The 13,937-nt window shown below is 63.6% G+C and carries 12 protein-coding genes; 4 read left to right on the forward strand and 8 right to left on the reverse strand.

Translation table 11 applies throughout. The features are described from left to right. Nucleotides 1-6: 6 nt before the first annotated feature. The 6 genes from P5W99_RS12850 to P5W99_RS12875 all read right to left on the reverse strand — a co-directional run bounded on the left by P5W99_RS12850 (nucleotide 7) and on the right by P5W99_RS12875 (nucleotide 7,750). Nucleotides 7-324 carry a hypothetical protein gene (locus P5W99_RS12850; RefSeq protein WP_421024786.1) on the reverse strand — a complete coding sequence of 106 codons (318 nt, stop codon included), beginning with the start codon at nucleotides 322-324 and terminating at the stop codon, nucleotides 7-9. Between the two features lie 92 nt (nucleotides 325-416). Then, entirely contained in the window at nucleotides 417-1,649 is a 1,233-nt protein-coding gene (locus tag P5W99_RS12855; protein ID WP_421024787.1) for a ribonucleotide-diphosphate reductase subunit beta, read from the reverse strand. Between the two features lie 511 nt (nucleotides 1,650-2,160). Next, nucleotides 2,161-5,145 (reverse strand): ribonucleoside-diphosphate reductase subunit alpha, encoded by a 2,985-nt coding sequence (locus P5W99_RS12860; protein ID WP_421024788.1) that lies wholly within the window; start codon nucleotides 5,143-5,145, stop codon nucleotides 2,161-2,163. Nucleotides 5,146-5,691: 546 nt separating this feature from the next. Continuing rightward, nucleotides 5,692-6,330 carry a 1,6-anhydro-N-acetylmuramyl-L-alanine amidase AmpD gene (gene ampD, locus P5W99_RS12865; RefSeq protein ID WP_421024789.1) on the reverse strand — a complete coding sequence of 213 codons (639 nt, stop codon included), beginning with the start codon at nucleotides 6,328-6,330 and terminating at the stop codon, nucleotides 5,692-5,694. Further along, nucleotides 6,327-6,698: a PP0621 family protein gene (locus P5W99_RS12870; protein WP_421024790.1), complete on the reverse strand. Its 372-nt coding sequence runs from the start codon at nucleotides 6,696-6,698 to the stop codon at nucleotides 6,327-6,329. The genes ampD and P5W99_RS12870 overlap by 4 nt, the downstream gene beginning before the upstream one ends. A gap of 47 nt (nucleotides 6,699-6,745) precedes the next feature. Continuing rightward, entirely contained in the window at nucleotides 6,746-7,750 is a 1,005-nt protein-coding gene (locus P5W99_RS12875; protein ID WP_421024791.1) for a cytochrome C assembly family protein, read from the reverse strand. Between the two features lie 105 nt (nucleotides 7,751-7,855). Here P5W99_RS12875 and ffh point away from each other — a divergent pair, with 105 nt between their 5' ends. Together ffh and P5W99_RS12885 are read left to right on the forward strand one after the other, a co-directional pair. Further along, a complete protein-coding gene (gene ffh / locus P5W99_RS12880; protein WP_434661017.1) occupies nucleotides 7,856-9,223 on the forward strand; it encodes a signal recognition particle protein in 1,368 nt (455 codons plus the stop codon). 35 nt (nucleotides 9,224-9,258) lie between these two features. Beyond that, the gene (locus tag P5W99_RS12885) at nucleotides 9,259-9,810 is read left to right on the forward strand and encodes a hypoxanthine-guanine phosphoribosyltransferase (protein WP_421024793.1); all 552 of its coding nucleotides are present in this window, start codon (nucleotides 9,259-9,261) and stop codon (nucleotides 9,808-9,810) included. Between the two features lie 105 nt (nucleotides 9,811-9,915). Here the strand turns inward: P5W99_RS12885 and P5W99_RS12890 are convergent, their stop codons facing one another. Further along, nucleotides 9,916-10,515 (reverse strand): MarC family protein, encoded by a 600-nt coding sequence (locus tag P5W99_RS12890; RefSeq protein WP_035532969.1) that lies wholly within the window; start codon nucleotides 10,513-10,515, stop codon nucleotides 9,916-9,918. Nucleotides 10,516-10,583: 68 nt separating this feature from the next. After that, nucleotides 10,584-12,320 carry a proline--tRNA ligase gene (locus P5W99_RS12895; RefSeq protein WP_421024794.1) on the reverse strand — a complete coding sequence of 579 codons (1,737 nt, stop codon included), beginning with the start codon at nucleotides 12,318-12,320 and terminating at the stop codon, nucleotides 10,584-10,586. A 251-nt stretch (nucleotides 12,321-12,571) separates the two neighbouring features. Between P5W99_RS12895 and P5W99_RS12900 the strand changes: the two genes are divergently transcribed. Beyond that, nucleotides 12,572-13,240, forward strand: a complete 669-nt coding sequence (locus P5W99_RS12900) for an RNA pyrophosphohydrolase (RefSeq protein WP_434662594.1) — start codon at nucleotides 12,572-12,574, stop codon at nucleotides 13,238-13,240. A gap of 96 nt (nucleotides 13,241-13,336) precedes the next feature. Beyond that, nucleotides 13,337-13,900 (forward strand): CNP1-like family protein, encoded by a 564-nt coding sequence (locus P5W99_RS12905; RefSeq protein WP_421024795.1) that lies wholly within the window; start codon nucleotides 13,337-13,339, stop codon nucleotides 13,898-13,900. The last annotated feature ends 37 nt before the right edge of the window (nucleotides 13,901-13,937 follow it).

Below are 13,937 nucleotides of genomic sequence, written 5' to 3' on the forward strand. Positions count from 1 at the left end.
TGAGAGTCAGTTCAAACTACACCCTTCGTCAAAACCCGCTTCCCGCGAACGCTTCTCACGGCGCACACTACGAAGCGGGCTATTCATCGGCGTACGCTGATCCCGCGCGCTTACGCTAATGAATGCGGTAAGGCGCACCGTGCCATGAGGCACCGCGCGCCAGATCGATCCGGCGTCGGATACCGACGCCGGCCAACGTTCGTTGAAAGCGCAGGTCATACGACCCACGCCCTTTTCCGGGGGGAAGTTTGCCCATCCCACTGAAGGGTTCGCAAAGTGCCGGTCATATCGGTGAGCCGCCAAGGCTCCGGGCACGCTTTGCATCAGGCGTTCCTGCTCCTAATCATCCGCCGGCCGAGGCGCTCATATGGCGCCTGGCGGCAACCCCAAAAGACTTGGCTCCGGGTGCGCCCGGGTTATTCCCAGGACAGCGCACCGCCGGTCTGATATTCGATCACACGCGTCTCGAAGAAGTTGCGTTCCTTCTTCAAGTCGATCATCTCGCTCATCCACGGGAACGGGTTCTCTTCGTTCGGGAACAGCGTATCGAGACCGATCTGCTGGCAACGGCGATTGCAGATGAAGCGCAGATAGCTCTTGAACATCGATGCGTTCAGGCCCAGCACGCCGCGCGGCATGGTGTCTTCCGCGTAACGGTACTCGAGGTCGACCGCATGCTTGAACAACTCGGTAATCTCCGCGCGGAACGCCGGAGTCCACAGCTGCGGATTCTCGAGCTTGATCTGGTTGATCAGATCGATACCGAAGTTGCAGTGCATCGACTCGTCGCGCAGGATGTACTGATACTGCTCTGCAGCACCGGTCATCTTGTTCTGGCGACCGAGCGCGAGAATCTGCGTGAAGCCTACATAGAAAAACAGGCCTTCCATGATGCAGGCGAACACAATCAGCGACTTGAGCAGCTTCTGGTCCGCTTCGAGCGTGCCGGTCTTGAACGACGGATCCGTGAGCGTATGAATGAACGGGATCAGGAACTCGTCCTTGTCGCGGATCGACTTGACCTCGTGGTACGCGTTGAAGATCTCGCCTTCGTCCAGGCCCAGCGACTCGACGATGTACTGGTACGCGTGCGTATGGATCGCCTCTTCGAACGCCTGCCGCAGCAGGAACTGGCGGCATTCGGGCGCCGTGATGTGCCGGTAGGTGCCGAGCACGATGTTATTGGCGGCGAGGGAGTCGGCGGTCACAAAGAAGCCGAGGTTACGCTTGACGATGCGGCGCTCGTCCTCGGTCAGACCATTCGGGTCTTTCCACAGGGCGATGTCGCGCGACATGTTGATTTCCTGCGGCATCCAGTGGTTCGCGCAGCCGGACAGGTACTTCTCCCAGGCCCACTTGTACTTGAACGGGACCAACTGGTTCACGTCGGTCTGGCCGTTGATGATGCGCTTGTCGGCGACATTCACGCGGGCTTCTGCCGAGACCGGTGCTTGCGGCGGCGGTGCGACTGCGAAGTCGGCGGCGAAGATGTTGTGCGCCGAAGAGGACTGAGGAGTGGAATGCAGATTGAGCTGCGCAATCTGTGCATCCGGAACAGAGACAGCCACTCCCGCGAGGTTGCGCATTGCGTTTTGCTGCGCACCGCTCGACGGAGTTACGGCCGTGATCTCGTCATCCCAGTTGAGCATAAATGTCACCATCAATTTAGATCGGTTTGTACCATCTTTTCATGCGCGATAAAAGGGTTCGCACACGAAAAATCCTGTTTTCGATTCGCGTTGCGACCTCGATACAACACTTTGTTATTGCATCGTGTCGTTCGCATCGCATGAACGGCGCTCAAGCATCGCGTGTTCGTCGCGACGATCATGTCCATGCGAGGCTGATCGTGGGTCTTCGCGACATCGCGAGCGTGTGTGAAAGTCGGTTCGCAGCGCGCCGTTCGCTCGCGCGCGAAACTCCAGGGATTCCTTCCTGTTAGCGCTTCTTGCTTCTCGCATGTGCATCTCGTTGCATCCCGCGTTTGCGTCAGCTTCGCGCTTCGCAACGCGCGTGCCGCGCGTCGCCAGGAGAGTCGGTCAGCGCACATTGCGCGCGCTGACCGTTACATCGACTACCTACTGTTTACTACCGACTACTGATGCTGCCGTGCTTGCGGCCCTGCTGCATGTGCGCGACGTTGCATCGCGCGCTGCCGCTTTATTGGCAAGCCTCGCACTCTTCAAAGCCGGGATCGCCCGGGCGCATCATGCACACCGGACCTTCCGCTTCGGGTGCCGCCTCTGCTGCCGCAGCCGCCTGCATCACGCTCGAGCCCGTGCCGTTGCCAGCACCGCCTGCCGCGCCGAAGCCAGCGCCGCCTGAGCTACCCGCACCGCCGCCGTTGCCGCCGGTCGGCACTGCGTTGAGCGCGCCGTGCGCGACCGTCGACTTCTCGACGTGCGTGGCCGCCATCGTGCGCAGGTAGTACGTGGTCTTCAGGCCGCGGATCCAGGCGAGCTTGTAGATCTCGTCGAGCTTCTTGCCCGATGCACCCGCCATGAAGATGTTCAGCGACTGCGCCTGGTCAATCCACTTCTGGCGACGCGAAGCCGCTTCGACGAGCCACGTCGGGTCGACTTCGAACGCCGTCGCGTACACCGCGCGCAGGTCGGCCGGGATGCGGTCGATGCGCGAGAGCATGCCGTCGAAGTACTTCAGGTCGGCGACCATGACTTCGTCCCACAGGCCGCGTGCCTTCAGGTCGCGCACGAGGTAGTCGTTCACCACGGTGAATTCGCCCGAGAGGTTCGACTTCACGTAGAGGTTCTGGAACGTCGGCTCGATGCACGGCGACACGCCGATGATGTTCGAGATGGTGGCCGTAGGTGCGATCGCGATGCAGTTCGAGTTGCGCATGCCGTGCGTCGCGATGCGCTCGCGCAGCGAGGCCCAGTCCATCGACTCGCTCGAGTCGACTTCGACGTAGCCGCCGCGCTGCTCGGCGAGCAGCTTGAGCGTGTCCTGCGGGAGGATGCCACGATCCCACAGCGAGCCGCGATACGTCGAGTAGCGGCCGCGCTCGGCTGCCAGCTCCGTCGACGCCCAGTACGCGTAGTAGCAGACGGCTTCCATCGAGCGGTCGGCGAACTCCACGGCCTCTTGCGAAGCAAACGGCGTGCGCAGCACGTGCAGGCAGTCCTGGAAGCCCATGATGCCCATACCCACCGGACGGTGCTTCAGGTTCGAGTTACGCGCCTTCGACACCGCGTAGTAGTTGATGTCGATGACGTTGTCGAGCATGCGCATCGCCACGCTGATGGTGCGCTTGAGCTTGTCGTGGTCGAGCGCGAACGTGCCGTCGGCCTGTTCGACCATGTGCGCGACGAGGTTCACCGAGCCCAGGTTGCACACGGCGATTTCGCTGTCGCTGGTGTTCAGCGTGATTTCCGTGCACAGGTTCGACGAGTGGACGACGCCCACGTGCTGCTGCGGCGAACGGATGTTGCACGGATCCTTGAACGTGATCCACGGATGGCCCGTTTCGAACAGCATGCCGAGCATCTTGCGCCACATTTGCGCTGCCGGGATCTTCTTGAACAGCTTGATCTCGCCGCGCGCGACCTTCTCTTCGTAAGCCGTGTAAGCCTGCTCGAACTCGATGCCGAACTTGTCGTGCAGGTCCGGGCAGGTCGAGGGCGAGAACAGCGTCCACTCGCCGCCTTCCATCACGCGCTTCATGAACAGGTCGGGAATCCAGTTCGCCGTGTTCATGTCGTGGGTGCGGCGGCGGTCGTCGCCGGTGTTCTTGCGCAGCTCGAGGAACTCTTCGATGTCGAGGTGCCACGATTCCAGGTACGCGCACACCGCGCCCTTGCGCTTGCCGCCCTGGTTCACGGCCACGGCGGTGTCGTTCACGACCTTCAGGAACGGCACGACGCCTTGCGACTTGCCGTTGGTGCCCTTGATGTGCGAGCCGAGCGCGCGCACGCGCGTCCAGTCGTTGCCGAGGCCGCCGGCAAACTTCGAGAGCAGCGCGTTGTCCTTGAGCGCTTCATAGATGCCGTCGAGGTCGTCGGCGACCGTCGTGAGGTAGCACGACGAGAGTTGCGAGCGGTGCGTGCCCGAGTTGAACAGCGTGGGCGTGGACGACATGAAGTCGAACGACGAGAGCACGTTGTAGAACTCGATCGCGCGCGCTTCGCGGTCGATCTCGTTGAGCGAGAGGCCCATCGCGACACGCATGAAGAATGCCTGCGGCATTTCGATGCGCGTGCCGTGCACGTGCAGGAAGTAGCGGTCGTACAGCGTCTGCAGGCCGAGGTAGCCGAACTGCAGGTCGCGGCTCGCGTCGAGCGCATTGCCCAGACGCTTCAGGTCGAACTGCTGGAGCTTGTCGTCGAGCAGGCCAGCTTCGACGCCGCGCTTGATGAACTGCGGGAAATACTCCGCGTAACGCCAGCCCATGTCGGCTTGCGTGACTTCCTCTTCGAGAATTTCGCGACGGATCGTGTGCAGCAGAATGCGCGAGGTGACCTGGCTATACGCCGGATCCTTTTCGATCATCGTGCGCGCAGCGAGAATCGCCGAGTCGTAGACCTGCGACATCGGCACCCCGTCGTACAGGTTCTTCACCGTTTCCGCGACGATCGGGTCGGCGTTCACTGCATCACCGAGACCGTCGCAAGCCGAGACGATCAGCGCGCGCAGCGCGTGCATGTCAAGCGGACGCGTCACGCCGTTGTCGGTGACGTTGATGCCAGGCGCTGCGGCTGCCGCTTCCGGCGCATGCGCGCGCTCCTGGTTGCGCTTCTCGCGATACAGCACGTAGGCGCGCGCGACGTTGTGCTCGCCGCCGCGCATGAGCGCGAGCTCGACCTGGTCCTGGATGTCTTCGATGTGGAACGTGCCGCCATTCGGACGGCTGCGCACAAGTGCGCGCACGACGTTCTGCGTGAGCTGCTCGACGAGTTCGCGAACGCGCGCCGAAGCAGCGCCCTGCCCGCCATTGACGGCCAGGAATGCCTTGGTCATCGCGAGGGCGATCTTCGACGGCTCGAAGCCCACCACGCTGCCGTTACGGCGGATCACCTTATGGTCGGCGAACTGCGTCGCGCCGGCCTGGCCGTCCTGCGGCTGGCCACCCAGCGTGCGCGCAGCAGGCGCGCCTTCGTACTGGGTCGAGACGTTATCGGTCGTTTGCATGTGCAAAGCTCCTGGTCCTGGAATTGAGCGAAGGGTTTTCGCGAGTTAAATCGGACGCCGCGCCCCCGTGTGCGCAGTCGATTGGGCGGAGAAGAAAAGCCAGCCTGGCGAGGCTGCCGGATGCGGCAAGGCAGATGAGTCACGGATTGCTTCGGTCTTCATCGTGTATGTCGCGATCATTGGCTGTACCTTTACTCTCGATTGCAGGCGGTGCTGCCGGCTTCTTGCACCAGTTGCACCGCACAATTTTTCGTACGCCGCTAATGCGTGCGGCGCCATGCTCGTCAGAGCGGGGCGCCGCAGAAAAACACAACATATGGTGTAAAGCCGTGCTTCGGGTACGAAGTATAGTAGAAGTTCCAGACGGGTCAAACGCCTTTTTTTAATGGTCCCATCTTGACAAGACGCCAGCCCAGACAGCGCGGGCGTTACCGCCGGGCGCACCGGCAAGTGGTCTTCGAGCAGCGCGCGTACACCCTCGCTGCGCGCCTGCCGAATGCCTGTTTTGTGTGCAGGTCGCGGGTCTAACGTTGTGCCCCGGGTGGGTCACGACGACGCGTCGTGTTGGTCGCTCTCTGCGCGCGGGTGGATATAGGGGAAGAAGGTGTCGTCGAGTTGCGTCTCGCGCTGCAAGCGCGCCCAGTCGAAATGCGGGCCGGGATCCGTTTTCCGGCCCGGCGCAATATCAGAATGTCCCGCTAGCGCATCGATTGGATAGTGAGCCGCCAGTGCCCTGACGAGCGGCGCGAGCGTCGCATATTGCGCGGGCTCGAACGCACGCGTATCGCTGCCCTCGAGTTCGATGCCGATCGAGAAGTCATTGCAACGCTCGCGTCCGAGGAAGCTGGACAGCCCCGCGTGCCATGCGCGTTCGGCGCACGAGACGAATTGCTCGAGCATGCCGTCGCGATGAATCACGAAGTGCGCGGAAACACGCACGCCGCGCAGATGTGCATCGAAATACGGATGCGCATCGCAATCGAGACGATTGAGGAACAGGTCCGCGATCTCCGGGCCGCCAAAGGTGTCGGGCGGCAAGCTGATGTTGTGCACCACGATCAACGTGGGGACCGCACCCGCAGGACGCGCCTCGAAGTTGAACGTCGGCAGACGGCGCGCGCCGGCAACCCAGCCCTGCGCATCGACGGCGAACCCGGGCTCCGCGGACGACGGGGTCGCGCTCATCGCGCGGGACGATTCTGACGGGTCTTGCGCGCGTCGTACGCACGCGCATGCTCGGCGCAGCAGAAGGTTTGCGCGCCCACGCTCACCGACTCGCTGCGCGGCGCATGAACGCCGCACTCCGCGCAGCGGACCATCGGCTCGGGCAACGCGCCGTTGCCAGTGCGATTGCCGGACGCGTTGCCAGCGCCCGCGCCATTCGCACCGAAAGGACCGCCAGCAGCGCCGTTGCCATTGCCCGCGCGCCAAGCACCGCCTGCCCCGCCCTGTCGCGGATCGGCGCCTGGACGCGAATGCTGCGAATTGCGCAGCGACTTGAAGAACCACTGCCCAACGATGAACAGCAGGATAAGAAGAAGAATCTGTCTCATGGAATCAGCGTGTGATGTACGCCAGTAGCGAAGCACTGAGCCTCGCGTCAGACGATGGGACGATGCAGCAGCACCTCGAACACGAAGCGGCTACCCACATAGGCGAGCAGGAGCGCGACGAACGACGCGATCACCCAGCGCAGCGCGGCGCGGCCGCGCCAGCCGGAAATCTTGCGCGCGGTGAGCAGCGAGCCGAACATCAGCCACGAGAGAATCGCGAACACCGTCTTATGGTCGAGTGAAAGCGGACGATCGAACAGTTGCTCGCTGAACACGATGCCCGAGACCAGCGTGGCCGTGAGCAGCACGAAACCCGCGCCGATCAGACGGAACAGCAGTTTCTCCATCGTGAGGAGCGGCGGCAGCGTCTCGATCCAGTTCGAGAGCCATCCGGCGCTGCGGTTACCTGCGCGATGACCAGCGCGATTGCCGCCGTTGCGCTGGAAACCCGCACCCTTGAGCGCGTGCAGACGGCGCTCGACCGCGAGCATCAGCACTGCGTGCAGCGCGGCAATCGCGAAGAGTCCGTAGGCGACATTGGCGATGACGAAGTGCAGCTTGAACATGGGCGCAGCCGCGTAAGGCAGCACGCGCACGCCGCCGAACACGAGCGGCAGAATCGCCGCCACGGCGGCCAGCGGCAGCAGCAGCAAGCGCAGCCCGTCGAGTGCGAAGAAAAAGCTCTCGATCCAGTAGATCCCCGCGCCGAGCCAGAACATGGCCGACAACGCGAACGCGAAGCCGAACACCATTTCATGGGCAGGGAAGATCGTCATGTGCAGCAGTACGCCATGTGCCGCGAGCGCCACGAAAAGCAGCGCGCGAGAAAGCGGGCCGAAACTGCGCGCGCGCGGCGCACCATCGTGCGAAGCGCCCGAACTCCCCGAGGAGACGCTCGAAGCACCGGCAACACCCGGCGCGCCGGCGGCAACCGCCACCGGCGGCACGCTGCCGAAGAGCGGCGCGGTGCTCGCGCGGCGCAATGCCCGCCAGTCGGCGGCACACAAACCGCCGTACAGGAGCACGGTGAGGGCATACAGTACAATATCCATGTTCGAAGTTTACTATAGGCCCCCTCTCCGCGACGGATCGCGACGAATCGCCATCGATTCCCGCTTTCGCGCGCGTGCGCCGGGCCGCACTGCTCACCGCTCCCCATGCTCGACAATCTCACTCAACGGATGGCGCACGTCGTCAAGACGCTGCGCGGCGAGGCCCGGCTGACCGAGGCCAACACGCAGGAAATGCTGCGCGAAGTACGCCTCGCGCTGCTGGAAGCGGACGTGGCGCTGCCCGTCGTGCGCGCATTCATCGCCAAGGTGAAGGAGAAGGCGCTCGGCGAGGAAGTGCTCGCCAGCCTCTCGCCGGGCCAGGCGCTCGTCGGCGTGGTGCAGCGCGAGCTGACCGCCGTGATCGGCGGCGATTACGAAGGCAAGGCCGCCGAGCTCGATCTCGCCGTCACGCCGCCCGCGGTCATCCTGATGGCGGGTCTGCAAGGCGCCGGCAAGACCACCACGGTCGGCAAGCTTGCCAAGCTCCTGCGCGAGAAGTACAAGAAGAAGGTCCTCACCGTTTCTTGCGACGTCTACCGTCCTGCCGCCATCGCGCAGTTGAAGACGGTGACGGAACAGGTCGGCGCCGACTTCTTCCCTTCGCAGCCCGATCAAAAGCCGGTCGACATCGCCAATGCGGCCGTCGACTGGGCCAAGCGCCACTATCACGACGTGCTGCTCGTCGACACGGCCGGCCGCCTCGGCATCGACGAGGCGATGATGAACGAGATCGCCGCGCTGCACGCCTCGCTCAAGCCGGCTGAAACGCTCTTCGTGGTCGACGCGATGCTCGGCCAGGATGCGGTCAACACCGCGAAGGCGTTCAACGACGCCCTGCCGCTCACCGGCGTCGTGCTCACCAAGCTCGACGGCGACTCGCGCGGCGGCGCGGCGCTTTCCGTGCGCCACATCACGGGCAAGCCGATCAAGTTCGTCGGCGTCGCGGAAAAGCTCGACGGCCTCGAAGTGTTCTACCCGGAGCGCATGGCGAACCGGATCCTCGGCATGGGCGACATTCTCGCGCTCGTCGAGGAAGCGCAGCGCGGCGTCGATGTTCAAGCCGCACAGAAGCTCGCCGACAAGGTCAAGAAAGGCGGCGACTTCGACCTCAACGACTTCCGCGCGCAGCTCTCGCAGATGAAGAAGATGGGCGGCCTCTCGTCGCTCATGGACAAGCTGCCCGCGCAGTTCCAGCAGGCCGCCTCGGGCGCCGACATGGGCCAGGCCGAGAAGCAGATGCGCCGCATGGAAGGCATCATCAACTCGATGACCGCCGCCGAGCGCGCCAAGCCCGAACTCATCAAGGCCACGCGCAAGCGCCGCATCGCGGCCGGCGCGGGCGTGCAGGTCCAGGAGGTCAACCGCCTGCTGAACCAATACGACCAGATGCGCACCATGATGAAGAAGCTCAAGGGCGGCAATCTGCAGAAAATGATGCGCGGCATGAAGGGCATGATGCCCGGCATGCGTTGATGGACAATAGCTACAACTAGAGCCTCACCACAGTCATGAATCGCGAAGAAGCCCTCCACATTTTCCGCCACTCCGAAGAAATCGTTACGGAAGGCGAAGTCAATGCGTCGATCGGCCGGATGGCCGACGCCATCCGCGCCGAGGTCAGCGAGGACTTTCCGCTCGTGCTGTCGGTGATGGGCGGCGCTGCCGTGTTCACCGGCATGCTGTTGCCGCGCCTCGACTTCCCGCTCGAATTCGACTACATCCACCTCACGCGCTACCGCAACGCCATCAAGGGCAGCGCGGAAATGCAGTGGCGCGTGGCGCCGCGCGAGTCGGTGAAGGACCGCGTCGTGCTCGTGCTGGACGACATCCTCGACGAAGGCGAGACGATGGCCGCGATCCGCGACCGCATCATGGACATGGGCGCGAAGCGTTTTCTCTCGGCTGTGCTGTGCGAAAAAATTCTCTCGAAGGCCAAGCCGCTGCATCCGGATTACTGCGGCTTTTCGGTGCCGGACCGCTATGTGTTCGGCTGCGGCATGGACGCGAAGGGCTACTGGCGCAATCTGCCGACCATCCGCGCGCTGACCGAAGGCGCTTGAAACGCGACATCGGCTTGCTGGTGCGCATGAGGCCAGCACCATGAAAAAAGCAGCCCACGGGCTGCTTTTTTGCTCTTCGGCGCGATCAACGACCAGGTAACCGCGTCAAAGGTGATGCACGAACGTGCTGATCCCCGCGAGAATCATCTCCACCGAAATCGCCACGAGCACGAGGCCCATCAGCCGCTCGAAAGCCGTCACCACGCGTTCGCCGAGCCATTGCTGAATACGCTCCGCGAGCAGCAGCACGATCGCGCAGATCGCCATCGTCACGACCAGCGCGCCGATCCACTCGAACAGCTTGCCCGGCGCCTGCGACGTGAGCAGCATGACCGTGGCGAGCGCCGAAGGCCCCGCAAGCGCGGGAATCGCAAGCGGCACGATGAGCGGCTCGCCGCCCTTGTCGCTGCCGCCGAACGGGCCGCCCGGATGCGGGAAAATCATGCGCAGCGCGATCAGAAACAGGACGATGCCGCCGCCGATGCGCAGCGACGTGTCCGTGAGCCCCATCATCCTCAGGAAGGCATTGCCGGCCACCATGAAGACGAGCAGGATTACGAACGCGATCGCCACCTCGCGCAGGATCACGATCGCCCGGCGCTCCCGCGCCACGTGATGCAGGCACCCGATGAAAAGCGGGATGTTGCCGAGCGGATCGGTAATGAGCAGCAGCAGGACCGTCGCGGACATGAAGCTGTATTCCACGCTCGCGACGCTCCTTTGGCTCAGTTAGCAATAGACATCGACATCGGGTCGCGCCAGACCGGGGCGCATCAAACCGCGAGTGCGGCCTGGATCTTCTGCACCACTGACTGCGCGGCCTCTTCGGCCGGCAGCAACGTGGCTTCGGTGTCGCGGCGGCCCTGGTACTCGATCTTGCCTTCCTTCAGGCCACGCTCGCCGATCACGAGACGATGCGGCACGCCGATCAGCTCCCAGTCGGCGAACATCACGCCCGGACGCTCGCCACGGTCGTCGAGGATCACGTCCACGCCGGCCTTGAGCAGTTCGTCGTAGACGCGCTCGGCGTGCTCGCGCACGAGCTCGCTGCGGTCCATGCCCATCGGGCATACGACGACCTGGAACGGCGCGATCGATTCCGGCCAGATGATGCCCTTCTCGTCGAAGTTCTGCTCGATCGCCGCGCCCAGAATACGCGTGATGCCGATGCCGTAGCAGCCCATCTGCATCGGTGCGGGCTTGCCGTTTTCGGCGAGGCAGGTCGCACCCATTGCGTCGGAGTACTTGGTGCCGAGCTGGAACACGTGTCCCACTTCGATGCCGCGGCAGATGTCGAGCACGCCCTTGCCGTCCGGCGAGGGATCGCCCTTCTGCACGTTGCGGATATCGGCGACGACCGGCTCCGGCAAATCGCGGCCCCAGTTCACGCCCGTGGTGTGGAAGTCGACTTCGTTCGTGCCCACCACGAAGTCGCTCATGTTCGCGACCGTCCGGTCGGCGACCACCTTCACGGGCTTCTTCGTGTTGAGCGGCCCGAGGTAGCCCGGCGGCGTGCCGAACCACTCGACGATCTCGGCTTCGGTCGCAAAGCGGAAGCCCGCGAGGCCTTCGAGCTTGCCCGCCTTGATCTCGTTGAGCGAGTGGTCGCCGCGCAGCATCAGCAGCCAGATCGTGGGTTCGGCGCCTTCGTTGTCCGTCGCGAGCACGATCGACTTGATGGTGCGTTCGAGCGGAATGTCGAGCATCTCGGCAACCGCCTCGCATTTCGCCGCGCCCGGCGTCGGGGTCTTCGTGAGCGGCTCGGTAGCCGCGCCGCGCGTGGCGACGAGCGGCAGCGCTTCTGCCGCTTCCACGTTGGCCGCGAACTCGGAGGTCGGGCAGTATGCGATGTCGTCTTCGCCGGTTTCCGCGATCACGTGGAATTCGTGCGAGCCGCTGCCGCCGATCGAGCCGTTGTCGGCCGCGACCGCGCGGAAATGCAGGCCCAGGCGCGTGAAGATGCGCACGTAAGCGTCATACATCTTCTGATACGAAAGCTTCAGGCCGTCGACGTCCTTATCGAACGAATACGCGTCCTTCATGATGAACTCGCGGCCGCGCATCACGCCGAAACGGGGACGGATTTCGTCGCGGAACTTGGTCTGGACCTGGTAGAAGTTCACCGGCAACTGGCGATAGCTCTTGATCTGGCCACGCGCGATGTCGGTGACGACCTCCTCGTGCGTCGGCCCCATGACGAAATCGCTTTGCTTGCGGTCCTTGAAGCGCAGCAGTTCCGGCCCGTATTGCTCCCAGCGCCCCGACTCCTGCCAGAGCTCGGCCGGCTGCACGGCCGGCATGAGCAGCTCGATTGCGCCGGCGCGGTTCATTTCCTCGCGCACGATCTGCTCGACCTTGCGAATCGAGCGCAGGCCGATCGGCAGGTAGTTGTAGATGCCGCCCGCAACGCGGCGAATCATGCCCGCGCGGACCATCAACTTGTGGCTGACAACTTCGGCGTCAGCCGGCGCTTCCTTCAGGGTGCCGATAAAGAAACGGGAGGCTTTCATTCAGAGTTTTCCAAAGGCGGCGGCCCGACGATAGGCCGCCCGAAAGAGTCCAACGGTGGAGTTCACAGACCCGACATTATGACAAGGCCGCGGGCGCCGCGCGGATGACACCGGACGCGCTCGCGGCCAACACGGTTTGCGCGCGCCTCGCGAAACGATCCAATGTTCTGGGGCGCGAATGGCCATCGGGTGCGGAAGGGCCGTTATCTGTTTATAATCAAAGCAATTTTAAAGGATTCGAAGGTGGTTGTATGCTGGATCGTGAGGGGTTTCGCCCGAACGTCGGCATCATCCTCTTGAACGCACGAAACGAAGTGTTTTGGGGCAAACGGTTACGCGAACATTCCTGGCAGTTTCCGCAAGGGGGCATCAAGTATGGTGAAACCCCCATGCAGGCGATGTATCGGGAGTTGCACGAAGAAACCGGGCTGCATCCGGAGCACGTCAAAATTATCGGTCGCACACGCGACTGGCTGCGTTATGAGGTGCCGGACAAGTTCATCAAGCGCGAGGTGCGCGGCCATTATCGAGGGCAAAAGCAGATCTGGTTTTTGCTTCGCATGGTCGGGCGCGATTGCGATATCTGCCTGCGGGCGACGGAGCATCCCGAGTTCGACGCATGGCGCTGGAACGAATACTGGGTGCCGCTCGAAGCGGTCATCGAGTTCAAGCGCGATGTCTATCAGCTCGCCCTGACCGAGCTATCGCGCTTCCTGCGGCGCCCGGTCATGCCGCGCCCCGCGCGGGGCGGCGGTGTGCACGGCCACGAGGTGCGCTACCCGCGCATCGTCACGTCCGCGCACGCCGAAGCGGTGCAACTCGAGCCGTCGCTGGCCGACGCCGCCAGCCACACGGCGCTCGAAGGCGATTGCGGCACGGCGGAGAGTATGATCGAGCCTGCGCCGGGCGAGCAAAGGTAAAACGACCCGCTCGCAACGTCGTACTCAACGCCCGAACTGGCAACACCGGCACCGCGCATTCCTGCGCGCGGCGCCGGTGCATCGAAGGAAATCAATTTGAAACGATTGGCTCTTGCCGCGGTGTGCGCCGCGGCCGCAAGCAGCGTCCTGCTGGCCGGCTGCGGCAGCTCTACCCCCTCCAACAAGGACGACAGCGCTTTCGTCTACCTGCTCGATCGCAAAGGCAATTGGCAGGAAAACAAGCTCGAAGGACTGCCGGCGCTGCCGCAGGCCAACACGCCGCTTCTCGGCTTCGTCGTCTCGAACAATACGCCGCTCAAGTTCTCGATCGATCCGGCATCGCTCACCGTGGGCACCGACGGCGTCGTGCGCTACACCATCGTCATCACGAGCCCGACTGGCGCACGCAACGTCAACTACGAAGGGATCCGCTGCGATACCTACGAGTGGCGCCTCTACGCGAGCCTGGACGCCGATCACAACGGCTGGGACCAGACCGTGGCGAACGACTGGTCGCGCATCGAGAATGGCACGCTCAACGCCTATCACTCGGCGCTTTATCAGGACTACTTCTGCGCGAACAAGATGCCGGTCGGGAAGGCGTCGACGATCGTCGAGAACATTCGCTACGGACGCACCCAGTCGACGCTCGTGCGCTGACACCGGGGCCGCTCAGGCCTCCGTTCGCCATGAACAT

Origin of the sequence: Paraburkholderia sp. A3BS-1L (assembly GCF_051125215.1) — a bacterium.
Lineage (GTDB): Bacteria > Pseudomonadota > Gammaproteobacteria > Burkholderiales > Burkholderiaceae > Paraburkholderia.

Excerpts from the sequence above, each read along its gene's own strand:
- P5W99_RS12850 (WP_421024786.1), bottom strand. The coding sequence starts at position 324 with ATGCAAAGCGTGCCCGGAGCCTTGGCGGCTCACCGATATGACCGGCAC.
- P5W99_RS12855 (WP_421024787.1), bottom strand. The coding sequence starts at position 1,649 with ATGCTCAACTGGGATGACGAGATCACGGCCGTAACTCCGTCGAGCGGT.
- P5W99_RS12860 (WP_421024788.1), bottom strand. The coding sequence starts at position 5,145 with ATGCAAACGACCGATAACGTCTCGACCCAGTACGAAGGCGCGCCTGCT.
- ampD (WP_421024789.1), bottom strand. The coding sequence starts at position 6,330 with ATGAGCGCGACCCCGTCGTCCGCGGAGCCCGGGTTCGCCGTCGATGCG.
- P5W99_RS12870 (WP_421024790.1), bottom strand. The coding sequence starts at position 6,698 with ATGAGACAGATTCTTCTTCTTATCCTGCTGTTCATCGTTGGGCAGTGG.
- P5W99_RS12875 (WP_421024791.1), bottom strand. The coding sequence starts at position 7,750 with ATGGATATTGTACTGTATGCCCTCACCGTGCTCCTGTACGGCGGTTTG.
- ffh (WP_434661017.1), top strand. The coding sequence starts at position 7,856 with ATGCTCGACAATCTCACTCAACGGATGGCGCACGTCGTCAAGACGCTG.
- P5W99_RS12885 (WP_421024793.1), top strand. The coding sequence starts at position 9,259 with ATGAATCGCGAAGAAGCCCTCCACATTTTCCGCCACTCCGAAGAAATC.
- P5W99_RS12895 (WP_421024794.1), bottom strand. The coding sequence starts at position 12,320 with ATGAAAGCCTCCCGTTTCTTTATCGGCACCCTGAAGGAAGCGCCGGCT.
- P5W99_RS12900 (WP_434662594.1), top strand. The coding sequence starts at position 12,572 with ATGCTGGATCGTGAGGGGTTTCGCCCGAACGTCGGCATCATCCTCTTG.